This is a genomic window from Microbacterium sp. RURRCA19A (genome assembly GCF_900156455.1).
Lineage (GTDB): Bacteria > Actinomycetota > Actinomycetes > Actinomycetales > Microbacteriaceae > Microbacterium.
Window position 1 is genome coordinate 743,570 of the sequence record NZ_FTNQ01000001.1, and the last position, 25,277, is coordinate 768,846.

A 25,277-nucleotide genomic window follows, 5' to 3' on the forward strand; every position below is an offset into this window, starting at 1 on the left:
GAGTGTACGTTCCTCCCCCGACATCGGCCTGGGTTAGCGTGGGCGCGTGCCCACTCCCGATTTCGTCCTGGAACTGCGCCGCCACGTCGGCACGAGCCCGCTCCCCCTCGTCGGCGTCACCGCGGTGATCGTGCGCGGCGACGCGGTTCTGTTGGGACGCCGCAGCGACACCGGGCGCCTCACTCCGATCACGGGCATCGTCGATCCCGGCGAGGAACCCGCCGATGCCGCCGCCCGCGAGGCGGAGGAGGAAGCCGGGGTGCGCATCCGCGTCGACCGCCTCGCCTGGGTGCACCAGATCCCCCGCGTCACCTACGCCAACGGCGACCAGAGCGACTATCTCGACCTGACTTTCGCGTGCACGTGGGTCGACGGCGAGCCCGAGCCGGTCGACGGCGAGATGACCGAGGTCGGGTGGCATCCGATCTCGGAGATCGAGCGGATCCTGGATGCCGAGATGTCGGCGCGTGTGTCCGCTGCGCTCACGCCCGGGCCCGCGAGGTTCGAGGGCGGACGCTGACCCGCGTCAGACGCCGTCGCGCAGCACGTCGAGTGCGTGCTGCAGATCGGTCGGATAGGGCGACTCGAAGCTCACCCATTCCCCCGTCGCCGGGTGGGTGAAGGCGAGCCGGTGGGCGTGCAGCCACTGGCGTGTGAGGCCGAGCCGGGCCGACAGCGTGGGGTCGGCGCCGTACAGCGGGTCGCCCGCGCACGGGTGCCGGTGGGCCGCCATGTGGACGCGGATCTGGTGCGTGCGGCCGGTCTCGAGGTGGATCTCGAGCAGCGACGCCCGTGGGAACGCCTCGAGCGTCTCGTAGTGCGTCACGGAGTCCTTGCCGTCGGGGGTGACGGCGAACTTCCACGAATGGTGGGGATGCCGCCCGATCGGCGCGTCGATCGTGCCGGCCAACGGGTCGGGATGCCCCTGGACCACGGCGTGGTAGATCTTGTCGACCGTGCGGTCCTTGAACGCGGCCTTCAGCACCGTGTACGCGCGCTCGGTCTTCGCGACGACCATGAGACCGCTCGTGCCCACGTCGAGACGGTGCACGATGCCGCGACGCTCCGCGGCACCGCTGGTGGCGATCCGGAATCCCGCGGCGGCGAGGGCGCCGAGAACCGTGGGGCCGTCCCAGCCGACGGAGGGGTGCGCCGCGACGCCGGACGGCTTGTCGACGACGACGATGTCGTCGTCGTCCCACACGATGCCGAGGTCGGGGACGGCGACGGGCACGACTTCCGGATCGCGCTTGGGCTCCCACTCGACGCTCAGCCACGTCCCGGCGCGCAGACGATCGGATCGACCGACCGTGCGCCCGTCGACACTCACCCCGCCCGCGTCGGCGACCTCGGCCGCGAACGTCCGCGAGAACCCGAGCATCTTGGCCAGGGCCTGGTCGACGCGCGTCCCTTCGAGCCCGTCCGGGACGGGAAGACTCCGCGAATCCATGTCAGCGGACGCCGGACTCGTCAGACGCGTCGACCGCATCGTCGGACGCCGCGGGGGCGGCGCGGGACGCGCGCGTCTCGCGGGTGCCGTCGAGCCGGAGACCGAACAGCACGAGGAGGGCGACCGAGATCATCATCGACACGATGAAAACGTCCGCGACGTTGTAGATCGCGGGCATCATCCACGGCGTGGAGATGAAGTCGACCACGTGCCCGACGGGGAAGCCGGGTGCCCGCAGCAGGCGATCGGTGAGATTGCCGAGGACGCCGCCGAGCAGGAGCCCGAGGACGACGGCCCACAGGCGCGACCGCACCCGCGTGACCGCGAGGAAGACGATGATCACGGCCACGACCGCGAGGGCGATCGTGAAGATCCAGGTGACGCTCTCGCCGAGCGAGAACGCGGCACCCGGATTTCGGACCAGATAGAACTGCAGGGCTTCGCCGATCACCGGGACGACACGCTCCGGGGGGAGATTGTCGATGGCGATCGTCTTCGCCAACTGGTCGGCGGCCAGCACCATCGCCGCGAGGATCGCGACGAGGGCGCCGGCCGCCGCCGAACGCAGAGGAGATCGACTGCGCAAAGAGTCGGCCTACAGACCGATCGCCGACACGGGCGTCGAGCCCGACGACGAACCGGCGGTGTCGAGGTCGCGGAGCTGACCCTCGATGTACGAGCGCAGCTGCGAGCGGTAGTCGCGCTCGAAGTTGCGGAGCTCGGTGATCCGGCCCTCGAGCGTGGTGCGCTCCTTCTCGAGGCGGGCACGCTCTTCGCGGCCCTGCTTCTCCGCCTCGGCGACGATCGATGCGGCCTGGGCCTGCGCCTCGGAGATGAGCTGGTCGCGCTGGGCCTTGCCCTCGGCGACGTGCTCGTCGTGCAGACGCTGGGCCAGCTCGATGATGCCGGCGCTCTGGGCGGCGGGGGCGGCGTCGGACTCGACGGCGGGCGCCGCGACCGGAGCGGCAGCCGGCACCTCGGTGACGACGGGCTCCTCGGCCGCGGGAGCCTCGGCGGCCGGAGCGGCCTCGCCGGACTCGAGCGCGGCGAGCTTGGCCTTCAGCTCTTCGTTCTCGGCGATCGTCTTGCGCCATTCGACGACGATCTCGTCGAGGAAGTCGTCGACCTCGTCGGGGTCGAAGCCCTCCTTGAAGCGCACGTGCTGGAACTGCTTCGTGACGACGTCATCGGGGGTCAGTGCCATGGTGTTTCCTCTTTCGAGAGCTCTGAATCGGAACTGGGGGGGGGTGTCGCACCGGGGCACACCGCTTCGGAACAGCATAGCCGCCGCCCTTCTCCGGTGTCGAAGGGCGGCGGCTGTGCGGGACTCAGAGCGCCGCGAGCGACCGCGTGACGCTGAGGAGCAGGAAGCAGGCGAACATCGTGATCGCGAAAGCGAAATCGATCGCGATCCCCCCGATCCGCAACGGCGGGATCACCCGTCGCAGAAGTCGGATGGGAGGATCGGTCACGGTGTACACGATCTCGGCCAGCACCAGCGTGGCGCCACGAGGACGCCATTCCCGGTTGAACATCGGGATGTACTCGAGCACGAGACGCGCCAGGAGCAGGACGATGTAGATGAACAGGATCGCGCTGAGGATGGAGCCGACCAGGCTCAGGACGGCCACGATCGCTTACTGGGACGCGAAGGGCGCGGCCTCGGGGTCGGCCTGGGCGATCGCACCGTCGCCGGAGACGGCGATGTTCTCGGGCGAGAGCAGGAACACCTTGCTCGTGACCCGCTCGATGCGACCGTAGAGGCCGAGCGACAGACCGCTCGCGAAATCGATCAGGCGGCGCGCGTCGGCGTCGCTCATCTGCGACAGGTTGATGATGACCGGGATTCCCTCGCGGAAGTTCTCGGCGATCGTCTGCGCGTCGCGATACTGCTTGGGGTGCACGGTGAGGATCTCGCTCACCGGGCCGGCGGCGGGCTGACGCACCACGGCCGGACGGTGCAGCGGCGTCACCGGAGCAGCCTTCTCGACGGCCGCGGGCTGCGCGGACTGCTTGCGCGCGACCTGCTGCGGAGCGGTCTCCTCATAGGTCTCCTCCTCGTCGGCGAGGCCCAGGTACACCATCGTCTTCTTGAGCGGGTTCGACATCGCATCCTCCGTTCGCTCGTCTGTTTCGAGGCTAGTCGCGAGGGGGTCGCGGACCCGTGATTGCCGAGCCGATCCGCAGGTGTGTCGCGCCCATCGCGATCGCCTCGGGGAAGTCACCCGTCATGCCGGCTGAGATCCACGTCGCGTCGGGGGCGACGCGACGGACGTCCTCCGCGCACGCCCGGAGCCGTTCGAAGGCCCGCGCCGGCTCCTCATCGAGAGGCGCGACCGCCATGACACCCCGCAGCCGAAGCGTCTCGAGCGAACGGACATGGGATGCCAGCTCCTCCGCTTCGGCGGGAGCGACGCCCCCGCGACCGGGATCGTCCGTGAGGTTGACCTGCAGCAGCACATCCAGACCATCGCCGTCGCCCGCGGCATCCAAGGCATCCGCGATGCGCGTGCGGTCGACGGAGTGGACCACGTCGGAGGCGGCGCGGACGGCGCGGGCCTTGTTGGTCTGCGCCTGTCCGATGAAGTGCCAGCTGAGGCCGTCGAGCGCACCCACCTCGCGGTGCTTGGCGGTCAGCTCCTGCTGGCGGTTCTCCCCCACGTCCCGGACACCGAGCGCGTAGAGGTCGGTGATGAGCGACACCGGGTGGAACTTCGTCACCACGATGCGGGTGATCCCGGCGGGGTCGCGCCCGGCCGCGCGGGCGGCGTCGATGATCCGCGCATCCACATCGGCGAGACGATCGGCGAGGGCGGCATCCATGGGTCCTCCTTGGACGACGCAGCGGGTCCGGTGGACACCGGACCCGCTGCGTCAGTCGTTCGTGTTCACTTGAGGAAGTCGGGCACGTCCAGGTCGTCGTCCGCGAAGCCGGAGTCGTACGACGTGTCCGGCACGCGCGCAGCCACGGGGGTCGGCTCGGGCTTGCGCTCGGGGGCCTGCGCCTTCTGCTCCTCTGCGGCGTCGAGGTCGCGCGCGACGTCGTCCGCGGGGATCGCGGGAAGGGCCGGCGCGACCGCGGGACGCTGCGCGCCGACGGGATCGATCCGCAACGACGGCTCGCCGCCGTCGAATCCGGCCGCGATGACGGTGACGCGCACCTCGTCGCCGAGCGTGTCGTCGATGACCGTTCCGAAGATGATGTTGGCCTCGGGGTGCGCGGCCTCCTTCACCAGCTGAGCCGCGTCGTTGATCTCGAAGATACCCAGGTTCGATCCGCCCTGGATCGACAGCAGCACGCCGTGCGCACCCTCGATGCTCGCCTCCAGCAGAGGCGACTCGACGGCGAGCTCCGCCGCCTTGATCGCACGGTCGGCGCCCCGCGCCGACCCGATGCCCATGAGCGCGGAACCCGCGCCCTGCATGACCGACTTGACGTCGGCGAAGTCGAGGTTGATGAGACCCGGGGTCGTGATGAGGTCGGTGATGCCCTGCACACCGGCCAGGAGCACCTGATCGGCCGTGGCGAAGGCCTCGATCATCGAGATGCCGCGGTCGCTGATCTCGAGCAGGCGGTCGTTGGGCACCACGATGAGGGTGTCGACCTCCTCCTTCAGACGCCCGACGCCGGCCTCGGCCTGGCTCTGACGACGACGGCCCTCGAAGGAGAACGGCTTGGTGACGACACCGATCGTCAGGGCGCCGATCGACTTGGCGATCTTGGCCACGACGGGCGCACCGCCGGTGCCGGTCCCGCCGCCTTCGCCCGCGGTCACGAAGACCATGTCGGCGCCGCGCAGCGCCTCCTCGATCTCTTCGGCGTGGTCCTCGGCCGCCCGGCGGCCGACCTCGGGATCCGCACCGGCGCCGAGGCCCCGCGTGAGCTCGCGGCCGACGTCGAGCTTGACGTCGGCGTCGCTCATCAGCAGCGCCTGCGCATCGGTGTTGATCGCGATGAACTCCACGCCGCGCAGGCCCAGCTCGATCATGCGGTTGACGGCGTTGACGCCGCCTCCGCCCACACCGACGACCTTGATGACGGCGAGGTAGTTCTGGTTCTGGCTCATGCCGGCCTCCGTTATCCCCGAACCTGAAACTCTAAACCTCATGTTGAGGGTTAAAGAATTGCCCGGTATGCAATTCCTTAGCTCGAAGGTAAGCGGCCCCACCGGCCCCACCCGCTCGACACGCGGCGTGTCGGATTATCGCGACTCGGATCAGCGGATGACGCCGGCCTCGGGCGACGTGACGTCGTACTCCTTGGTACGGTCCGGCGGGCTCTTCTGCATCAACAGATCGAGGACGCGCGCCTTCTCGACCGAGCGATCCGCGCTGCCCCACACGACCTTCGTACCGGTCGCCCCCAGGGTCAGCGTCACGTCGTCGGGCGTCGTCGCCGACACCGCCGTCACCTGCGAACGGATGCCGTCGGGCAGCGCGCGCATGACCCGCCCCACCGCGTGGAAGGGTTCGGCCTCCGTGCCCCCCGCCGCATCGATGACGGGCTGACCACCGGGGGCGGTGGGCGTGGTCGAGAGCACGACGCCTGCGGCATCCACCAGGGTGAAGCCCGCGGGCGTCTGGACGACGCCGACGGGGGTGCGCTCGACGATCCGCACGACGAGATCATGGGGCGGACGCGCCTCGAGCGTGTACGACTCCACCAGCGGAAAGCGCACGAGCGCCGCCTTCACGGCGCTGTCGTCCACCATCGCCAGCGGCGTGCCGACCTGGCTGCTCAGAGCGTCCGCGACCGTCGCGGCATCCAGCTGGGACGTACCGACGACGTCGACGCGCTCCACCGCGAACAGCGGGCTGTACGCGGCACCCGCGGTGCCCAGGACCATCACGACGAACGCGACGCCGACACCGATCCACACCCGGCGCCGACGACGCTGCCGCACGGTGAAGCGGCGGACCTCGGCGCGCAGGGCGCGACGGCGGGCGCGGGAGGCCCGCCAGACGTCGCGGAGCCCCATGTCCCCGGCATCCGCCGCGACGTCGTCGCCCGAAGACGATAACGGCAGCGGCAGCGCGACGACCTCCGCGGCCGGATCGCGAGGCTCGCGGACCGGCGACACCGGCGGTTCCGGATCACGCGGGGCGCCCGCGGACGATCCCGGAGTCGGGGGCAGGGGCGAAGGCCGGCGCACGGCTCAGACCGCCGCGGCCTCGGTACGCGAAAGCGCCTCGAGCACCTGCGGGATGATCAGATACACGTTTCCGCAGCCGAGGGTGATGACGTAGTCGCCGGGGCGGGCGATGCGCGCCGTGTAGTCGGCGGCGCTCTGCCAATCGGGCACGTAGTGCACGTGGGCCGGATCGGCGAACGCGTTGCTCACGAGCTCGCCGGTGACACCCGGCACGGGATCCTCGCGCGCGCCGTACACGTCGAGCATGACCGTGTGATCGGCGAGGGACTCGAGCACCTCCGCGAACTCGCGGTACATCTCCTGGGTGCGGGAGTACGTGTGCGGCTGCTGGATCGCGATGATGCGCCCGTCGCCGACCACTGTCCGCGCCGCCGACAGCGCCGCCGCGACCTCGGTGGGATGGTGCGCGTAGTCGTCGTAGACGCTCACGCCGCGCTCGACCCCGTGCAGCTCGAAGCGGCGGACGGTTCCGCCGAACCCCTCCACCGCCCGCGCCGCGTCCGCGAGCCCGTGGCCGAGCACGATGAGCACGGCGACGGCCCCTGCCGCGTTCACCGCGTTGTGGGCTCCGGGGACCCGCAGGCGCACATCGACGCTCTCGTCGCCGGCGGTGAGCGTGAACGACACCGGCCCGTCGGTGCGGATGTCGGTCAGCCGCACATCGGCCGCGGCATCCTCACCGAACGTGACGACGTTCGGGTGCGTGATGCGTTCGCGCACCGCCCGAGCGCCGGTGTCATCGGCGGAGATGACGACGGCCTCGCGAGCCGCGTCGGCGAACCGCGCGAACGCCGCGTCGAAGGCCTCACGGGAGCCGTAGTGGTCGAGATGGTCGGGATCGACGTTGGTGATCAGCGCCACCGACGTGTCGTACAGCAGGAAGGTCCCGTCGGACTCGTCCGCCTCGATCACGAACAGGTCGTCGGAGCCCGTGCCGCTGGACGCGCCCAGATCGGCGATGACACCGCCGTTCACGAACGTCGGGTCGGCGTCCAGCGCCCGGAGGGCGGTGACGATCATGCCGGTCGACGTCGTCTTGCCGTGGGCGCCGGCGACGGAGACCAAGCGCCGACCGCCGATCAGCCAGTGCAGCGCCTGCGAGCGGTGGATGACGTGCAGACCACGCTGCTTCGCGGTAACGAACTCCGGGTTCTCGGGCCAGATCGCACCCGTGTGGATCACGGTGTCGGCGTCGCCGAGGTGCGCCGCGTCGTGACCGACGTGGACCGTCGCGCCGCGGGCGGCGAGATCGCGCAGTGCCGCGCTGTCGGCGCGATCGGAGCCGGAGACCCGGATGCCGCGGTCGAGGAACATGCGCGCGAGTCCGGACATGCCCGATCCGCCCACCCCGATGAAGTGCGCGGAGGTGATGGACTCGGGGATGGGGAGGCTCAGGTCGGGTCTGATCATGACCTTGCGATCCTACGTCGCGTGGGCGATGGCCCGGCCCCGGCGCGCCCGTGTGGTCGGCGGCGCCCCCGCCGCGTGCCGTCCGGCGGACTCCGTCCGCGACACGCCGGGCCACGGCCCCTGCCCGCGGCGTGTCGCCGACGAAGTCCGCGGGACGGTTCGGCACGGAAGGGGCGCGGACTCCGACCGGACTCAGCGGGCGAGTGCCGCGTCGAGGAGGGCGATCACGTTCTCGGTGCCGGCGCGCGTGCCCGTCCGCGCCGCCACGGCGCGCATGGCCTCGCGAGCCTCGTCGTCGCGCAGCAGCGGGACGATCTCGGCCCGCACGCGGTCGGCGGTGAACTCGGAGTCCGGGATCAGGCGCGCGGCGCCCGCACGAACGGACGCCGCGGCGTTCAGGCTCTGCTCGCCGTTGCCGACCGCGTAGGGCACGTACACCGCGGGGATGCCGAGCGCGCTGATCTCGCTGACCGTCGCGGCGCCCGAGCGGGACACGATGAGATCCGCGAGCGCGAAGGCGAGGTCCATACGGTCGACGTACCGAACGAGCGCGTATCCGGGCACGCCGGGGTCGGCGAGCTCGGACTTCTCCCCCGTGACGTGCAGGAGCTGCCAGCCGGAGTCGAGCACGTCGCGCCACGCCCCGCCGAACGCCTCGTTCAGGCGCTGCGCCCCGAGCGAGCCCCCGAAGACGAGGAGCGTGGGGGCCGTGGCATCCAGCCCGAAGTGCGCGGCCGCCTCTGCACGCCGGGCGGCGCGGTCGAGGTCGACGATCTCGCGGCGCAGCGGCATGCCGACGACGCGCGCGCCGCGCAGCGGCGTCCCCTCGAACGCGACGCCCACCCCGGCCGCCGCCCGGGCGCCGAGCACGTTCGCGAGACCGGGGCGCGCGTTGGCCTCGTGCACGACGAAGGGGATGCGCTCCCACCGCGCCGCGACGTACGCGGGCGCCGAGGCGTACCCGCCGAACCCGACGACGGCGTCGACGCCGCGCTCGCGGATCACCCGCCGCACCTGCCCGATGGCCCGACGGAAGCGGGAGGGGAACATCGCCGCGGAGCGATCCGGACGGCGGGGGAACGGAACCTTGTCGACGAAGAGGAGCTCGTACCCGCGCAGGGGAACCAGGCGCGCCTCGAGCCCCTCCCGGGTGCCGAGGACCAGCACCTCGTCGCGGGCGTCGCGGGCGCGGAGTCCGTCGGCCACGGCGAGCAGGGGGTTCACATGCCCGGCGGTCCCGCCGCCGGCCAGAAGCGTGGTCGTCACCCCTCGACCCTAACCAGCGCCGGCCGCGCCACGAATTCAGCGGCGGCGGCGGGGCGTCCGGGCGGGGGTCGCGGCGACCGCGCGACGGTCGGGCAGCGTCCGAGCGCACGACAGCAGCACGCCACAGGCGATCAGCACCGACAGCAACGACGTGCCACCTTGCGACATGAACGGCAACGGCACACCCAGCACCGGGAAGATGCGCAGCACCACACCGATGTTCACCAGTGCCTGGCCGACGATCCACAGCGTGATCGCGCCGGCGACGATGCGGACGAACGAGTCGTCGGTGCGCCGGATGATGTGGAAAGCCCCCACGGCGAACAGCGCGAACAGGATCAGCACCACGAGGCATCCGATGAGCCCGAGCTCCTCGCCGATGATGGCGAAGATGTAGTCGTTCGCGGCTGCGGGCAGCCAGTCGTACTTCTCTTTCGAGTTGCCGAGGCCGAGCCCCAGGACTCCCCCGCTCGCCAGACCCCACACGCCGTGAAGCGACTGGTAGCAGGACGTGTAGTAACAGGACGCGTCATCCGGGTCGAAGAGGCTGGCGATGCGGGCCATGCGGTTCTCGCTGCCGAACGCCGAGGCGAGGACGACCACGATCGACAGCACGGCGGGGACGATGAACATCCGCAGCTTGATCCCCGCGAAGAACAGCGCCCCGAGCACCACGAGCACCAGGATCATCACGGTGCCGAGGTCCTTGCCGCCCAGCACCGTCCCGATGACGAGCACCGCGACGGGGACCACGGGGATGAACACGTGCTTCCACGAGGTCAGCAGACGGCGCTTCCGATACAGCACCGCGGCCATCCACAGGGCGAGGGCGAGCTTGAGGAACTCGGCCGGCTGGAACTGGAAGCCGGCGATCTGCACCCAGTTGCGGTTGCCGTACGAGGCGATGCCGAGCCCCGGCACGTACACCAGCAGCTGGAACATCGTCGCGAAGATGAGCACCGGCCACGCGATGCGCTTCCAGAACTGCATCGGCGCGCGGCTGAGGACGAACATGAGCGGGATGCCGACGACGGCGAAGATACCCTGCTTGAGGACGTGGTCGAACGGGTTCTGACCTCCGTCGAGGGCCGAGGTCGCGGAGAGGACCATCACGAGACCGAACCCGGTCAGCAGCAGCGCAGCGGAGGCGATGAGGAGGAATTCGCTGGGCACCGGCTGGAACGCGCGCCCCAGCGAGACTCGTGCGGCGAGACCCTTCCGGGCGGGCTCGTCCTCGGGCGTCTGACGGGGCGGGGGTGCGGTGGTGGTCACGCGGTGTTCCCCTCGTCCTACGGTCGGTCCGATCCGGCGTCCTGGCCCGCGATCCACTCCCGCACCGCGTGGGCGAAACGCTCGCCGCGATCGGAGTAGGAGACGAACTGATCGAACGACGCCGCCGCGGGGGCCAGGAGCACGGTGTCTCCGTCCCGGGCGAGGCCGGCCGCCAGTTCGACGACCCGTGCCATGACGTCTTCAGTCTCGGTGTGGTCCACCTCGAACAGCGGAACCGTCGGGGCGTGTCGCTCGAACGCGGCGACGATCTCGGCGCGCTCGGTGCCGATCACGATCGCGGCCCGCGTCGCCGCCCCTCGCGCCCGCACGAGATCGGCGACGTCGACGCCCTTCAGGAGCCCGCCGACCACCCAGACCGCGCCGGGGTACGCCGCCAACGACGATCCGGCGGCGTGCGGATTCGTCGCCTTGGAGTCGTCGACCCAGGTGACCCCGCGGTGCGACGCGACGACCTGAATGCGGTGGGGATCCAGCCGGAAACGATCGAGGGCGTCGTGGATGTCGCCGGGAGCCACGCCCAGGGAACGGGCGAGGGCGGACGCCGCGAGGATGTTCGACACGACGTGCGGGGCGGAGAGCCCCTGTTCGGCGAGGTCGGCGACCGTCGTCAGCTCGAGCGCCGAGGTCGCGCGCTCCTCGAGGAACGCGCGGTCGACCAGGATGCCGTCCACGACGCCGAGATCGCTCGGACCCGGGACGCCGAGGTCGAAGCCGATGGCCCGTGCGCCGTCCACGACCTCGGCCTCTTCCACCATCTCGCGCGTGGCGACGTCGGCCTTGTTGTAGACGCAGGCCACCCGCGTGCGGGCGTACACACCGGCCTTCGCGTCGCGGTACGCCGCGAAGCTCCCGTGCCACTCGAGGTGATCGTCGGCGAGGTTGAGGCAGACCGCGGCGTGCGGGGAGAGCGCTTCCGGGCCGGTCTGGAGGTTGAGGTACCAGAGCTGATGACTCGACAGCTCCACGACGAGCACGTCGAAGCCGTTCGGATCGCGGACCGCGTCGAGCACCGGCGTGCCGATGTTGCCGACCGGGACGGCGCGCAGCCCGCCGGCGACGAGCATCTCGGCGGTCAGACGCGTGGTCGTGGTCTTGCCGTTGGTCCCCGTGATGAGGATCCAATCCGCCGGACGCCCGTCGGGCCGCACGACCTTGTCGCGCACGCGCCAGGCCAGCTCGACGTCGCCCCACAGGGGGATGCCGCTGTCCTGCGCCCAGGCGATGATCGGGTGCGACGGCGGGAAGCCGGGCGACGCGATCACGACGTCGGGCCCGAAGCCCGCGAGTGCGTCGGGCACGGTGGCGAGCGGCCCCACGTGCAGTTCCGCACCGATGACCGGCAGCAGGCGTGCGTACTCGGGATCGGCTCTCTCGGTGACGACGAGCACTTCGGCGCCGAGTTCCGCGAGCGTGTCGGCGGCGGAGAAGCCGGTCACCGACAGCCCCAGGACGACGACCTTCAGGCCGCGCCATTCGGCGTACCAGCTGTGCAGGGATGCCACCCGCTCCGCGCTCATACCCGGGCCAGCCATTCGACGTAGAAGAAGCCGACGCCCGAGACCGCGAGCAGGCCCGCGATGATCCACATGCGCACGACGATCGTCACCTCGGGCCACCCGCGCATCTCGAGGTGGTGGTGCAACGGGCTCATGAGGAAGAGGCGTCGGCCGCGCGTGACCTTGAAGTAGATCCTCTGCAGGATCACCGATCCGGACGCGATCACGTACACACCGGCGATGAGGACGAGGAGGAGCTCGGTGCGGGTCAGGATCGCCATCGCGGCGATCACTCCCCCGATCGCCATCGAGCCGCAGTCGCCCATGAAGACCCGCGCCTTGGGGGCGTTCCACCAGAGGAACCCGACGAGGGCGCCCACGAACGACGCCGAGACGATCGCGAGATCGAACGGATCGCGGACGGCGTAGCATCCGGCCTGGACCGCGGGCTCGAGCACGTCGGCGCACATCTGCTTGTTCTGCCAGAACGCCATCAGGCTGTAGGCGCCCACGACGAAGATGCCCGAGCCGGCCGCGAGACCGTCGAGTCCGTCGGCGACGTTGACCGAATTGGATGCCGCTGTGCCGATCAGCGAGATCCACGCCAGGTACAGCAGCCATCCGACGATCGGTCCGAGGGCGAAGAGCGACAGCACCTGGATGTCCCGGAAGATCGAGACGTACTCCGACGCGGGGGTCTGTCCGAACGCGTTCGGGAAGTTGAGGGCCACGATCGCGAACGGGACAGTGACGATGACCTGCCCGGCGATCTTGCGCCATCCGGACAGCCCCAGGCTGTTCTGGAAACGGACCTTCATGTAGTCGTCGATGAATCCGACGACGCCGAAGCCCAGCATGAGCCACAGCACCAGCAGGCCCGATACCGTCGGCGGGTTGTTGCCCGCATACGCCCCGATGAAGTACCCGACGATGGTGCCGAGGATGAAGATCGTCCCGCCCATCGTGGGCGTGCCGCGTTTTGCGCCGTGCGAGGGGTTGTGCACGTTCTCGGGCGTGCGGATGACCTGTCCCCAGCCCCACTTCCGGAAGCCCCGCAGGAACACCGGAGTGAGGAAGAGCGTGAAGGCCAGAGAGATCCCCGCCGATGTCAGAAGTGATCTCACGCGAACGATTCTCCCAGACGGTCGCCGAGGAACCGCAGCCCGGCGGAGTTGGAGGACTTCACCAGCACGCGATCGCCGTCGCGCAACTCGCCCATCAGGTAGTCGTAGGCGGAGTCGGCGTCCGGGAAGAAGACGGCCTCGCCGTCCCACGACCCCTGCGCGATGGCCTCGAGGAACATGCGGCGCGCGTCCTGTCCGATGACGACGATCCGCTGGATGCGCAGCCGCACGGCGAGGAGGCCGACGCGGTCGTGCTCCTCGTCGGCGTACTCGCCGAGCTCGCTCATGGCGCCGAGCACCGCGACCGTGCGCTCCTCGGGGCCGGTGATCTGGGCGAGCGTGCGCAGGGCCGCGGCCATCGAGTCGGGGCTGGCGTTGTAGGCGTCGTTGATGATGCGCACACGGTCGGAGCCCATCGGCTGCATGCGCCAGCGCTCCGCGATCTCGACGGTCGACAGGCGCGCGATGGCGTCGGCGGCGGTCACGCCCAGGGCCGTGGCGGCGGCGATCGCCGCGAGGGCGTTCATGACGTGGTGCTCGCCGAGCACCCGCAGCGTCAGGGTGTGCTCCACGCCGTCGACGACGAGATCGGCGCGGGTCCCGGATGCCGAGACCTCCACGTCGACGGCACGCACGTGGGCGCGTTCGCCCCGGCCGAACCAGCGCACGTCCTGTCCGCGTTCGCGGGCGATCGGTTCCATCGCCGCGACACGGGGGTCGTCGACGTTGAGGACGGCGAGGCCGCCCTCGCGGGTCGCGCGTACGAGCTCGCTCTTGGCGTGGAAGGTCGACTCGATCCCGCCGAAGCCTCCGGCGTGCGCCATCCCGACCATGAGCACCACACCGATGTCGGGCGTGACGAGACCGGCGAGGCGGGCGATGGCCCCCGGTGCGCTGGCGCCGAACTCGCTCACGAGGAACCGGGTGTCGTCGGCCACGCGCAGCATGGTCAGCGGCGCACCGACCTCGTTGTTGAACGAGGCGCGCGGAGCGATGGTGGGACCTTCGTCCTCGAGGATGCGCGCCAGCAGGTTCTTCGTCGTCGTCTTGCCGTTGGAGCCGGTGATGCCGACGATGCGGAGGTCGCCGGTCTCGCGCACGCGCGCGACGACGTCGCGCGCGAGGGCGGCGAGGGCATCGACCACGTCGGCGACGACGACCTGGGTGATCGCGTCGTCGAGCTCACGCTCGACCACGGCCAGGACCGCCCCCCGCTCGATCGCCGCGGGGAGGAAGAGGTGACCGTCGGTGATCTCTCCGGGCTTGGCGACGAAGATCCCCCCGGGTTCGATGAGCCGCGAATCGGTGTCGACCATTCCGCTGACGAGGGTGTCGGGGGTGTGGTCGCCGCGGAGCACGAGACGTCCGTCGAGCACGGAGGCGATGTGGGAGAGGCTGGTGGAGATCATTGCTGTGTACGGACGCCCTTTCCGTGTCGGGAGGAGACCGGCATCCGGCGTGTCAGCCGAACTTGGGCAGTTCGGGGGAAGTGGTGCCGGACGGGATCACCCGGTAGTTCTTGAGCACCTGGGTGAGTGCCTTCTGGAAGGCGGGAGCCGCGGCCGCGGACGATTTTACCGTCCGCGGTTCGTCGAGGTTGACCGAGACGATGTACTGCGGGTCGTCCGCGGGCGCGAAGCCGATCATCGTGGTGAAGTACGCGTCGGGCTTGTACGCGCCGGTGGTGGGGTCGGTCTTCTCACCGGTACCGGTCTTGATCGCGATGCGGTAGCCGGGGATGGCCACCTGGGAGGCGAGCGCACCCTGCGTCGCGACGTTCTCCAGCATCTGCGACACCTTCGACGCGGTGTCCGCCGAGACCACACGCTGCCCCTCGGCGGAGGGCACGTCGGTGACGGTGCCGTCCGCGGCGGTGCAACTCTCGACGAGCGAGAGCGGCAGGCGCACTCCCCCGTTCGCGATCGTCTGGTACGCCCCGACGAGCTGCGGGATCGTCACGGCGAGCCCCTGCCCGAAGGAGGTGTTGTAGAAGGTCTGGTCCCCCCAGTCGCCCACGGGGTGCAGGATGCCCTCGGACTCGCCGGGGAAATCGATCGCGGTGGTCGACCCGATGCCGAACTTCTGCAGATAGTCGTATCGCGTCTGGGCGGGGATCATCTCGGCGAACTTCGAGATGCCCACGTTCGAAGAATCGATGAGCACGCCCGTCAGGGTGTAGTTGTTCGCGCCGTGCGCGAAGGCGTCGGTGACCCGGGCGCCGCCGCGGAGCGTCTCGCTCGAAGACGCCGTGACGGTGGTGTCCTGGGTGAACGCCCCGCTCTCCAGTCCGATCGCGGCGGTGAGCGCCTTGAAGGTCGAGCCCGGCTCGTTGGGGTCGGTGAACGCCCAGCTGCCGCGTTCCTCTGCCGGGGTCGCGGTCGGGTCGTTCGGGTCGACGGTCGGATACTCGGCGAGGGCGCGGACCTTGCCCGTCTTGGCCTCGACGACCGTGATGGCCCCGCGGACCGCGCCGGTGTTCTGCACCTGCTCGGCGATCAGCTGCCCCATGTACCACTGGAGGTCGCGGTCGATCGTGAGCTTGAGCGTTCCGCCGTCGACGGCGGGCTCGGTCTGGACCTCGGTCCCGGGCAGCACGACGCCGTCGCGTCCCTGCTGGAACACGACCTTGCCGTCCTGCGAGGAGAGGCAGTCGTTGTCGGCGAGCTCGAGCCCCGCGAGCGCCTGGCCGTCGCCGCCGACGAAACCAAGCAGGTTCCCGCCCACCGCGCCGTCGGGGTACACCCGACCCGCCTTGGGCGGGAACACCAGGAACGGGAGGCCGAGGTCGGCGAGGGCACGGTACTGCTCGGTCGAGACGTCCTTGGCGATGAGCGCGTAGCGCGAGCCCGGGTCGGCGGCCACGGCATCCGTGACGACCTTCTCGACCGCGGCGGGATCCTCGTCGAGGACACCGGCGATCTTGGCCGCGAGATCGGTCCAGGTCGCCTCGACGCGGGTCGTGCCGTCGTCGTCGCGCGAGACCAGTCCCTGGGCGGCGAGCATCGGGTCGACCTGGACGTCGTACCGGTGCACGCTCGAGGCGAGCGTCACGCCGTTCTCGTCGACGATCGACCCCCGCGAGGCGTACTCGACGCGGGAGTTCTGCAACCCCATGGCCAGCGAATCGTCCACGTGCTCGCGGGCGTTCACGACCTGGATGTCGACCAGTCGGACGACGAAGGCGATGAGCACGATCAGCACGACCGACAGGGCCACCACCGTGCGACGTCGCGGAGAGCGGGAGAGCGTCGTCGTCATGGGCTTATCGTGTCGCGGGCGTCGGCAGACCGTCGCTGATCGGTGGGGGTGTCGCGGAACCGGTCGTCGGGGCCGTTGCGTCGGCGGGTGCAGCGTCCGTGGCGGCGGCGGGCCCCGCGGCCTTCTGCGGGTCGGTCACGAGGGGCACGCCCGAGATGAGGGCGTTGCGGACCGATCCCCGGCCGATCGCGTCCACGGAGGATGCGCCCTCAGCCGGTTTGCCGGCGCCGATCACGGCGCCGTCGCTCAGTCGCAGGTAGGTCGGCGTCTCGTCGATGACCATGCCGAGCGCGGCGGCGTTCGCGGCGAGGTACTGAGGGGAGTTCAGGCCTGCGACCTCGTCGTACAGGATCTGCTTCTGATACGTCAGATCCCTCTGCTGCTGAGTGAGGCTGGCGATCTCGAACGAGCTCTGCGTCGTGAGGATCGACAGCCCCATCTGCACCAGCGCGATCATCACCGCACCCAGCACCGCGATCACGCCGAAGGCGCGCCGGGGCACGCGGCGTCGGGCGGGAGCGTCGACCACGTGCAGTCGCCGGGGCTCGCGCACCGGGACGGGGAACTCCGGCAGGAAGGCCGCGTCGATGGTCTGGGGAGCGCTCATGCGTCCTCCTGGATCCTCTCGGCCGCGCGCAGACGCACGGGGGTGGCACGCGGATTGGCAGCGCGTTCTTCGTCGCCGGCGAGTTCGGCACCGCGCACGAGCAGCCGGAACTTGGGGGCGTGCTCGGGCAGCTCGACCGGCAGCCCGCGGGGGGCGGTGGATGCCGAGGCCTCGGCGAACACGCGCTTGACCAGGCGGTCTTCGAGCGACTGGTACGACAGCACGACGATGCGTCCGCCGACGCCGAGCACGCTCAGAGCCGCGGGGATCGCGCGCTCCAGCACCGACAGCTCGGCGTTGACCTCGATGCGCAGCGCTTGGAAGACGCGCTTGGCGGGATGCCGCTCCCGCAGGACCGCCGCCGGCGTCGCCGCCTGCAGGACATCGACGAGCTGGCCGGAGCGCTCGAGCGGCGCCTGCTGCCGAGCGGCGATGATCGCGCGGGCGTAGCGCCCGGCGAGCTTCTCTTCGCCGTACCGCTCGAAGATGCGGCGGAGGTCGCCCTCGCCGTACGTCGCGAGCACCTCGGCCGCGGTCACGCCGGACGTCTGGTCCATGCGCATGTCGAGCGGGGCGTCCTGCGCGTAGGCGAACCCGCGTGCGGCCTCATCGAGCTGCAGCGAGGACACCCCCAGGTCGAACAGGATGCCGTCGACCTTGTCGACGCCCGCCGAGGCGACGGCATCCGCGATGCCGTCGTACACCGTGTGCACGAACGTCGTGCGATCGGCGAAGCGCGCGAGCCGCTCCCCCGCGATGCGGAGGGCGTCGGTGTCGCGGTCCAGGCCGATGAGCCGGGTCGTCGGGAATCGCTCGAGGAACGCCTCGGAGTGACCGCCCATGCCCAGCGTCGCGTCCACGAAGACGGAGCCCTCGCGCTGCAGTGCGGGGCCGAGCAGTTCGGCGCAGCGCTCGAGGAGGACGGGGGTGTGGATGTCGCGGATGTCCATGATGACGGGGGGAGGTCGCCGGCTCTGATCCCCATCCGCTCGACCTGGCGCCGGGGAAGTGCGTCAGGGCGTGCGGCTGGGAATCACAGCCGGCGATCAGAACAGTCCCGGAATCACCTCCTGCTCCATCTCTGCGTAGGTCTCTTCGTTGCTCTCGGCGTAGGCGTTCCAGGCCGTGGCATCCCAGATCTCGGCGTGGGCGCCGACACCGGTGACGACCAGCTCGCGGTCAAGGCCGGCGTAGGCGCGCAGCGCCGGGGGGACGGTGATGCGGTTCTGCCCGTCGGGCTTCTCGGCGCTGGCCCCGGAGAGGAACATGCGCAGGAAGTCGCGGGCCTGCTTGTTGCTGAGCGGCGCCTCGCGGATCCGCTCGTGCACGCGCTCGAACTCCTCGGTGCTGAACACGTAGAGGCAGCGGTCCTGCCCCCGGGTGATCACCACTCCGGCGCCGAGATCGTCACGGAACTTCGCGGGCAGGATGACGCGCCCTTTGTCGTCGAGCTTGGGAGTGTGCGTGCCGAGCAGCATTCGGGCGTCCACCCCCTTCGTCCGGCCTGCGAAGTTTCCCCCACTTTACTCCACAGCCCTCCACTTCGCTATCGAAATGTGGGGCTTTCGCCGCGAACCCGCCACGTGTATGGTCAGACCCCCCTTGCCGGCGGGGTGGCGGAATCCGCGTGATTCCGGCACGACAGTGACGGTCTCGGCCACGCGGACCCCCGAGTGGAGGAAAAGGGAGGGCACGGCGGGCACAAAAAAACACCGGCTCCGAAGAGCCGGTGTTTTCGTGGAGCGAGGAGGGGGTCAGCGCCCTTCGTTGCGGCGGTCCCATCGATCGTTCATGCGGTCCATGAAGGACCCGCCCGTCGCGCGGGGAGCGCGGGTACCCGCGCTCGCGCGAGCCGACGGGAGACGTGAAGAGTTGCGCGTGGGCGTCACGGCGAAGACCACGCCGCCGACCATCACGAGGAATCCGACGACGCCGACCGCGATTCCGAGCACGCCCGTGTTGAAACCGATCGACACACCGGCGATCAGGGCGCCGAGACCGGCGAGCACGAGGATCGAGCCGAGGACGATGTTGCGGTAGCTGAGCGCGCGGGTCGGGGCGGTGACGACGTCGGCGTCGTTGCTCATGAGATGGCGTTCCATCTCGTCCAGCAGACGCTGCTCCTGTTCGGAGAGTGGCATGCGTCCCCCTCTATTGCTCAGTGCGTTCGATTCTACGCGGGGTGTGGATCACTAGGCTAGGCCCGTGTCGACCTCCCCGGAACCGATCGAAGCCGTTTCTCAGCGACTCGACAAGTTCGTTTCTGAACAGATATCGTACGCCTCCACACTGGGATCCGAGGCCGAGAAGATGGCCCGCGCCGCGGCTTCTTCCCTGCGCGGCGGCAAGCGGCTCCGCGCGCGTTTTCTGCTGACCGGGCGTCGGGCCGTCGACGAGGTGACGATGGAGGCCCCCACAGCCCCGGACACCGCCGCCGTCGGGGTCGCTGCCGCCCTCGAGGTCTTCCAGGCGGCGGCGCTCGTGCACGACGACCTCATCGACAATTCGGACACGCGGCGCGGACAGCCCGCGGCCCACCGGGCCCTCCAGACGGCGCACCGGGACGCGCGCTGGGCCGGCGACTCCGAGGCTTTCGGCCGGTCCGCGGCCATCCTGCTCGGAGATCTGCTCGTCGCGTGGAGCGACGACCTGCTCGAGGAGTCCCTCGAGGGCCTCGCGACGGCCGGACCGACCCGGCGACAGTACGCCGACATGCGTCGGGACGTCACCATCGGGCAGTTCCTCGACGTCGCGGAGGAATCCGCGTACGCGGTCCACCCCGACGACGTCCACGCCGACCGCGCCCTGCGGGTCGCCTCGTACAAATCGGCGCGCTACAGCATCCAGAAGCCGCTGCAGATCGGGGCGGCGCTGGCCGGCGCGGACGCCGCCCAGCTCGACGCGCTCGGCCGCTTCGGACACGACATCGGGATGGCGTTCCAACTGCGCGATGACGTCCTGGGCGTCTTCGGCGACAGTGCCGTCACGGGAAAGCCCTCCGGCGACGACCTGCGCGAGGGCAAGCGCACCGTGCTCGTCGCCTTCGCCCGCCGCGCCCTGCCGGACGAGCGTCGCGCGGCGCTCGACGCCCTCCTCGGCGATCGGACCCTGGATGCCGAGCGCATCCGCGACGTGCAGCAGACGATCGTCGACACGGGAGCGCTGGCGCGCACCGAGGAGCTCATCGCCGAGTACGAGCGTCAGGCGGAGAACGCGCTCGAGGGTGCCCGCCTGGGCGCGGGGGCGGTCGCCGAACTCCGGGAGCTGGCCCGCGCGGCCACCCGACGCTCGTCCTGACGCCGGAGCCGGCTCGAGGTCACGCCAGCGTGGCCGCCACGCGGCGCACTTCGCTCTTGCGTCCGGCCAGGAGCGCCTCGATCGGCGCGACTCCGATGGTCTCCTCGGGCGTGAGCAGCCAGTCGATGGTCTCGTCGGCATCGAAACCGACGTCGTGGAGCACGATGATCGTGCCGCGCAGCGACGGGAGCGGACGGCCGTCGACGATGAACACCGACGGCACACGCAGCACGCCGTCTCGCCGCGAGCCCACCAGATAGCCGTCGTCCAACAGTCGGCGGACGCGCCCGAGAGACTCCCCGAGCACCTCGACGAGGTCGGGAAGGGTCAGCCATTCGGTCGCGAAGCGGGGCGTGTCGGTCACCCTGCCACTATCTCATCCCGCGGGCCGACGAGGGATGCGAATCACACGCGTCACATTCATCACACGAACCTCACGCGTTGACATCCGTCTCATCGCGTGCGACCGTGTCGGGCAGTCGGAAGAACGGATCCCCCACCATGCGACGACTCCCTCCCCTGTCCGCGCGCCCGCGGAGCCGCACGATCTGGCCCGCGGCCGTGGCCGGCACGATCGCCCTCGCCCTGTCCGGCGAGAACGCCGCGCACGCCGCCCCACCGGCGCCCGCCCTCTCCCCCGTGCCTCCCGCGCCGCGGACGTTCGGGGCGCCGGTCCTCGCCAGCGCGACTCCGGTGTCGTACACCGTTCAGCCCGGCGACACGGTCTGGGCGATCGCCCGCGCGCACGGGCTGGACACCGCCGGCGTCCTCGCCGCGAACGGCCTCGACGCGAGCAGCATCATCCGGCCGGGACAGGTACTCGCGCTCGTGCCCGCCCCCGCGGCCCCCGCATCCACGGAGGAGGCCACCGCCGCCCCCGCACCGAGCGGACGGACCCACGAGGTGCGCCCCGGCGACACCGTCTCGGCGATCGCCTCGGCAGGCGGCGTCTCCATCGACGCCGTCCTCGCCGCGAACGGCCTCACCCGCGCGTCGATCATCTACCCCGGCGAGATCCTGCAGATCCCTTCGGCCGCCGTACCCGTCGAGGTCGTGGCATCCACCGGTCCGGTGACGGCCCCCGGTCTCGACGGCGAGCAGTCGGAGAACGCCCGGCTCATCATCCGCATCGGTCGGGAGTCGGGCGTCTCGGACCGCGGTATCGCGATCGCCCTCGGCACCGCCATGCAGGAGTCGTGGCTGCGGAATCTCGATTGGGGGGACCGCGACTCCCTCGGTCTCTTCCAGCAGCGGCCGAGCAGCGGATGGGGCACGCCGGAACAGATCCTCGACCGCGAACGGGCGACGCGCGTGTTCTACGGCGGAGCCGCCGACCCCAACGGCACCGCGACGCGCGGCCTCCTGGACATCCCGGGCTGGGAGGGCATGGCGTACGCCGACGCCGCCCAGGCCGTGCAGATCTCGGCCTACCCCGATCGCTACGCGCAGTGGGAGTCCCCCGCGACCGCCTGGATCTCCGTTCTCGGCTGATGCGAAGGTGAGCCGCTCCCCGGGCTCCCAGGGGGCGCTCCGTAGACTCGACACGTGAGCACGAGTCAGCAAGCCGACCCGCTGATCGGCCGTCTCGTCGACGGCCGGTACCGGGTCCGCGCGCGCATCGCGCGCGGTGGCATGGCGACCGTGTACGTCGCGACCGACCTGCGCCTCGAGCGCCGGGTCGCGCTCAAGGTCATGCACGGCCACCTCAGCGACGACACCGTGTTCCAGAGCCGGTTCATCCAGGAGGCGCGGTCGGCCGCGCGACTGTCTGATCCGCACGTGGTCAACGTCTTCGACCAGGGCCAGGACGGCGACATGGCGTACCTCGTCATGGAGTACCTGCCCGGGATCACCCTGCGGGAGCTCCTGCGCGAGCACAAGCGCCTCACGGTCGATCAGACCCTGACGATCATGGATGCCATCCTCTCGGGGCTCGCGGCAGCCCACCGGGCCGGCATCGTCCACCGCGACGTCAAACCCGAGAACGTCCTGCTGGCCGAGGACGGCCGCATCAAGATCGGCGACTTCGGGCTCGCCCGCGCCACGACGGCCAACACCGCGAGCGGCGCGCAGCTGATGGGCACGATCGCCTACCTCGCGCCCGAACTGGTCACCCGCGGCACCGCGGACGCGCGCAGCGACATCTACTCGCTCGGCATCATGCTCTACGAGATGCTCGTGGGCGAGCAGCCCTACAAGGGCGAGCAGCCGATGCAGATCGCCTACCAGCACGCCACCGACTCCGTTCCCCGTCCGAGCGCGAAGAACCCCGGCGTCCCCGAGCAGCTCGACGAGCTCGTGCTGTGGGCGACCGAACGCGAACCCGCGGAGCGTCCGCTGGACGCCGGTGCGATGCTGGCCCGCCTGCGCGACATCGAGAAGGAATTGGGTCTCGCGCCGCAGGTCGCGCGCGCCGTCGCCGTCGGCACGGTGGCTGCCAGCGCCGCCGAGTCCCGGGAACTCACCAAGGTGCTCCCGCAGACGGCGGTCACCCCGTCCGCCCCCACCGACGACGTCGACAACGCCACCCGACTGCGTCAGCGCACACGTCGCCGCACGACCCGCGGGATCTGGCTGTTCGCGCTCGTGCTGATGCTCGCCGCCGGCGCCGGCACCGCCGGATGGTGGTTCGGCTCCGGTCCCGGGTCGCTGGTGGCCGTGCCCGACGTCTCGCGCATGAGCTACGACGACGCGGCAGCGCTCCTCGCCGACCAACAGCTGGCCGCCCAGCCGCAGGAGGTGAACGATCGGGAGATCCCCGCGGGCACCACGGTCGGATCCGACCCCGACGTGAACGCCCGACTCGACAAGGGCACCGTGGTCACGGTGTACGTCTCGATCGGCCCGGCCTCGCACGACCTGCCCGCGCTCGCCGGCAAGAGCACCGACGAGGTCGACGGCATCCTCGCGTCCGCCTACATCGGTGTGTCCGGAACGACGTCGGAGTTCACCGACGCGGGGGCGGGCACCGTGCTCGGGGTGAGCATCACCCCTCGCTCCGGTGGCGATCCGGTCGACTGCACCCAGGGCTGCACCGTGCGGGAAGGCGACGCCGCCGCGCTCGTCACCTCGCTTGGCCCCATCCCGGAGGTCGCGGGACTCACCACCGCACAGGCCGAGAAGGCGATGAGCGAGGCGCAGCTGCAGACCACGACGTCCGAGGAGTACAGCAACTCTGTTCCGTCGGGAACGGTCATCGGCATCGGCGACCGCGACGGTGGCGGCAACTGGCGCCCCGGCGACACCGTGACCCTGCGCGTGTCGATCGGACCCCAGCTGTTCGCCGTGCCGAACGTCGTCGGGATGACCCGCGATGAAGCCAAGGGGACGCTTTCCGCGGCTGGCTTCACCGTGGACTATCTCCCCAGCTGGGACCTGTTCCCGAACGCGCTGACCAAGGTGCAGTCCCAGAACCCGTCCGCCGACTCGAAGGTCGTCAAGGGCACGAAGATATCACTCGTGCTCAACGTCTCTGCCTGATCGGTTGCAGAACACCGGCACAGCACGACACAGAGCCCCGGCTCAACGGAGAACGCCCCCGATCTCACCGATCGGGGGCGTTCTCCGCTGTCGGACGGGATCAGCGGTTCTCGAGCTCCTCCGCCACGAGGAACGCGAGCTCCAGACTCTGACGGTGGTTCAGGCGGGGGTCGCACAGGCTCTCGTAGCGGGTCGCGAGGGTGGCCTCGTCGATCATCTCGGAGCCGCCCAGGCATTCGGTGACGTCATCGCCGGTCAGCTCGACGTGGATGCCACCCGGGTGCGTGCCCACCTGGCGGTGCGCCTCGAAGAACCCGCGCACCTCATCGACCACGTCGTCGAAGCGACGGGTCTTGTAGCCGGTGGGCGTGGTGATGCCGTTGCCGTGCATCGGGTCGGTCACCCACAGCGGCGTCGCACCCGACGCGCGCACAGCCTCGAGCAGCGGCGGCAGGGCCTCGCGGATCTTGCCCGCCCCCATGCGCGTGATGAACGTGAGCCGCCCGGGCTCGCGCTCGGGGTCGAGCTTGTCGATGAGGGCGAGGGCCGTCTCGGGCGTCGTTGTGGGCCCGAGCTTCACCCCGATGGGGTTGCGGATCTTCGAGAAGTAGTCGACGTGCGCGCCGTCGAGCTCGCGCGTGCGCTCACCGATCCACTGGAAGTGCGACGAGGTGTTGTACGCCAGGCCGGTGCGCGAGTCGATGCGCGTCATCGGGCGCTCGTAGTCCATGAGCAGACCCTCGTGACCGGTGTAGAACTCCACGCGCGTGAGCTCGTCGAAGTCCGCACCGGCGGCCTCCATGAACTTGATCGCACGGTCGATCTCGGCCGCCATGCTCTCGTACGCCTGATTGGCCGGATTGGCGGCGAACCCCTTGTTCCAGCTGTGGACCTCGCGGAGGTCGGCGAAGCCGCCCTGCGTGAAGGCCCGGATGAGGTTCAGGGTGGACGCGGCGGTGTGGTAGCCCTTGAGCAGGCGTGCGGGATCGGCCTTGCGCGACTCCTCGGTGAAGTCGTACCCGTTGACGATGTCACCCCGGTAGGCGGGCAGGGTCACGTCACCGCGGGTCTCGGTGTCGCTCGAGCGCGGCTTCGCGAATTGGCCCGCCATCCGCCCCATCTTCACCACGGGCATCGAGGCCCCATAGGTGAGGACCACCGCCATCTGAAGCACCGTCTTGATGCGGTTGCGGATCTGCTCCGCGGTCGCGCCGGCGAACGTCTCGGCGCAGTCACCGCCCTGGAGCAGGAACGCCTGGCCCGCCGCGGCGCGCGCGAGTCGGTCACGGAGGATGTCGACCTCGCCGGCGAAGACGAGCGGCGGAAGGGTGGCCAGTTCGGCGGATGCCGCGGCCACCGCGGCCTCGTCATACCACTGGGGCTGCTGCTTGATGGGCAGGGTCCGCCAGTGGTCGAGGTCGTGGAGCTGCTGATTCACCCCTG

At 70.4% G+C, this 25,277-nt stretch carries 25 protein-coding genes; 4 read left to right on the forward strand and 21 right to left on the reverse strand.

Annotated elements, in window-relative coordinates:
* The first annotated feature begins 46 nt into the window (after window positions 1-46).
* A complete protein-coding gene (locus BW982_RS03625) occupies window positions 47-520 on the forward strand; it encodes an NUDIX domain-containing protein (RefSeq protein ID WP_076490694.1) in 474 nt (157 codons plus the stop codon).
* A 6-nt stretch (window positions 521-526) separates the two neighbouring features.
* On the opposite strand, the gene BW982_RS03630 is transcribed toward BW982_RS03625, so the two are convergent.
* The 19 genes from BW982_RS03630 to BW982_RS03720 form a co-directional block, all read right to left on the reverse strand.
* Window positions 527-1,450 carry an RluA family pseudouridine synthase gene (locus BW982_RS03630; protein WP_076490695.1) on the reverse strand — a complete coding sequence of 308 codons (924 nt, stop codon included), beginning with the start codon at window positions 1,448-1,450 and terminating at the stop codon, window positions 527-529.
* A gap of 1 nt (window position 1,451) precedes the next feature.
* Window positions 1,452-2,036 (reverse strand): signal peptidase II, encoded by a 585-nt coding sequence (gene lspA, locus BW982_RS03635; protein WP_076490696.1) that lies wholly within the window; start codon window positions 2,034-2,036, stop codon window positions 1,452-1,454.
* A gap of 9 nt (window positions 2,037-2,045) precedes the next feature.
* On the reverse strand, window positions 2,046-2,654 hold the full coding sequence (locus BW982_RS03640) for a DivIVA domain-containing protein (RefSeq protein ID WP_076490697.1): 609 nt from the start codon (window positions 2,652-2,654) through the stop codon (window positions 2,046-2,048).
* A gap of 124 nt (window positions 2,655-2,778) precedes the next feature.
* Window positions 2,779-3,081 (reverse strand): YggT family protein, encoded by a 303-nt coding sequence (locus tag BW982_RS03645; protein WP_076490698.1) that lies wholly within the window; start codon window positions 3,079-3,081, stop codon window positions 2,779-2,781.
* Window positions 3,082-3,087: 6 nt separating this feature from the next.
* A complete protein-coding gene (locus BW982_RS03650) occupies window positions 3,088-3,558 on the reverse strand; it encodes a cell division protein SepF (RefSeq protein WP_076490699.1) in 471 nt (156 codons plus the stop codon).
* Between the two features lie 31 nt (window positions 3,559-3,589).
* A complete protein-coding gene (locus BW982_RS03655) occupies window positions 3,590-4,273 on the reverse strand; it encodes a YggS family pyridoxal phosphate-dependent enzyme (protein ID WP_076490700.1) in 684 nt (227 codons plus the stop codon).
* A 65-nt stretch (window positions 4,274-4,338) separates the two neighbouring features.
* Window positions 4,339-5,517 (reverse strand): cell division protein FtsZ, encoded by a 1,179-nt coding sequence (gene ftsZ / locus BW982_RS03660; protein ID WP_076490701.1) that lies wholly within the window; start codon window positions 5,515-5,517, stop codon window positions 4,339-4,341.
* A 150-nt stretch (window positions 5,518-5,667) separates the two neighbouring features.
* A complete protein-coding gene (locus BW982_RS03665) occupies window positions 5,668-6,477 on the reverse strand; it encodes a cell division protein FtsQ/DivIB (RefSeq protein ID WP_254845548.1) in 810 nt (269 codons plus the stop codon).
* Between the two features lie 129 nt (window positions 6,478-6,606).
* A complete protein-coding gene (gene murC / locus BW982_RS03670) occupies window positions 6,607-8,013 on the reverse strand; it encodes a UDP-N-acetylmuramate--L-alanine ligase (protein ID WP_076490703.1) in 1,407 nt (468 codons plus the stop codon).
* A gap of 192 nt (window positions 8,014-8,205) precedes the next feature.
* Window positions 8,206-9,279, reverse strand: coding sequence for a UDP-N-acetylglucosamine--N-acetylmuramyl-(pentapeptide) pyrophosphoryl-undecaprenol N-acetylglucosamine transferase (locus BW982_RS03675; RefSeq protein ID WP_076490704.1), 1,074 nt, complete (start codon window positions 9,277-9,279; stop codon window positions 8,206-8,208).
* Between the two features lie 36 nt (window positions 9,280-9,315).
* A complete protein-coding gene (gene ftsW / locus BW982_RS03680) occupies window positions 9,316-10,551 on the reverse strand; it encodes a putative lipid II flippase FtsW (RefSeq protein WP_076490705.1) in 1,236 nt (411 codons plus the stop codon).
* Window positions 10,552-10,568: 17 nt separating this feature from the next.
* Window positions 10,569-12,089 (reverse strand): UDP-N-acetylmuramoyl-L-alanine--D-glutamate ligase, encoded by a 1,521-nt coding sequence (murD, locus tag BW982_RS03685; protein WP_076490706.1) that lies wholly within the window; start codon window positions 12,087-12,089, stop codon window positions 10,569-10,571.
* The gene (gene mraY / locus BW982_RS03690; RefSeq protein ID WP_076490707.1) at window positions 12,086-13,192 is read right to left on the reverse strand and encodes a phospho-N-acetylmuramoyl-pentapeptide-transferase; all 1,107 of its coding nucleotides are present in this window, start codon (window positions 13,190-13,192) and stop codon (window positions 12,086-12,088) included. The genes murD and mraY overlap by 4 nt, the downstream gene beginning before the upstream one ends.
* Entirely contained in the window at window positions 13,189-14,601 is a 1,413-nt protein-coding gene (murF, locus tag BW982_RS03695; RefSeq protein ID WP_076490708.1) for a UDP-N-acetylmuramoyl-tripeptide--D-alanyl-D-alanine ligase, read from the reverse strand. The genes mraY and murF overlap by 4 nt, the downstream gene beginning before the upstream one ends.
* A 52-nt stretch (window positions 14,602-14,653) precedes the next feature.
* Entirely contained in the window at window positions 14,654-16,450 is a 1,797-nt protein-coding gene (locus tag BW982_RS03700) for a peptidoglycan D,D-transpeptidase FtsI family protein (protein ID WP_076490709.1), read from the reverse strand.
* A gap of 4 nt (window positions 16,451-16,454) precedes the next feature.
* Window positions 16,455-17,057, reverse strand: a complete 603-nt coding sequence (locus BW982_RS03705; RefSeq protein WP_076490710.1) for a cell division protein FtsL — start codon at window positions 17,055-17,057, stop codon at window positions 16,455-16,457.
* Window positions 17,054-18,007 (reverse strand): 16S rRNA (cytosine(1402)-N(4))-methyltransferase RsmH, encoded by a 954-nt coding sequence (gene rsmH, locus BW982_RS03710; protein WP_076490711.1) that lies wholly within the window; start codon window positions 18,005-18,007, stop codon window positions 17,054-17,056. Before rsmH ends, BW982_RS03705 begins: the two co-directional genes overlap by 4 nt.
* Before the next feature lie 96 nt (window positions 18,008-18,103).
* Complete coding sequence (gene mraZ, locus BW982_RS03715) at window positions 18,104-18,535, reverse strand: division/cell wall cluster transcriptional repressor MraZ (protein ID WP_076490712.1); 432 nt, start codon at window positions 18,533-18,535, stop codon at window positions 18,104-18,106.
* Between the two features lie 276 nt (window positions 18,536-18,811).
* Window positions 18,812-19,198: a DUF3040 domain-containing protein gene (locus BW982_RS03720; protein WP_076490713.1), complete on the reverse strand. Its 387-nt coding sequence runs from the start codon at window positions 19,196-19,198 to the stop codon at window positions 18,812-18,814.
* A gap of 64 nt (window positions 19,199-19,262) precedes the next feature.
* Between BW982_RS03720 and BW982_RS03725 the strand changes: the two genes are divergently transcribed.
* Window positions 19,263-20,354: a polyprenyl synthetase family protein gene (locus tag BW982_RS03725; protein ID WP_076490714.1), complete on the forward strand. Its 1,092-nt coding sequence runs from the start codon at window positions 19,263-19,265 to the stop codon at window positions 20,352-20,354.
* Between the two features lie 19 nt (window positions 20,355-20,373).
* Here BW982_RS03725 and BW982_RS03730 read toward each other — a convergent pair whose 3' ends face one another.
* Window positions 20,374-20,718, reverse strand: a complete 345-nt coding sequence (locus tag BW982_RS03730) for an Rv2175c family DNA-binding protein (protein ID WP_076490715.1) — start codon at window positions 20,716-20,718, stop codon at window positions 20,374-20,376.
* A 137-nt stretch (window positions 20,719-20,855) separates the two neighbouring features.
* On the opposite strand from BW982_RS03730, the gene BW982_RS03735 reads away from it, so the two are divergent.
* Together BW982_RS03735 and pknB are read left to right on the forward strand one after the other, a co-directional pair.
* Window positions 20,856-21,845: a LysM peptidoglycan-binding domain-containing protein gene (locus tag BW982_RS03735; protein ID WP_076490716.1), complete on the forward strand. Its 990-nt coding sequence runs from the start codon at window positions 20,856-20,858 to the stop codon at window positions 21,843-21,845.
* Window positions 21,846-21,899: 54 nt separating this feature from the next.
* Window positions 21,900-23,834, forward strand: coding sequence for a Stk1 family PASTA domain-containing Ser/Thr kinase (gene pknB, locus BW982_RS03740; RefSeq protein WP_076490717.1), 1,935 nt, complete (start codon window positions 21,900-21,902; stop codon window positions 23,832-23,834).
* A gap of 100 nt (window positions 23,835-23,934) precedes the next feature.
* Here pknB and BW982_RS03745 read toward each other — a convergent pair whose 3' ends face one another.
* Entirely contained in the window at window positions 23,935-25,272 is a 1,338-nt protein-coding gene (locus BW982_RS03745) for a class II 3-deoxy-7-phosphoheptulonate synthase (RefSeq protein WP_076490718.1), read from the reverse strand.
* Window positions 25,273-25,277: the final 5 nt, after the last annotated feature.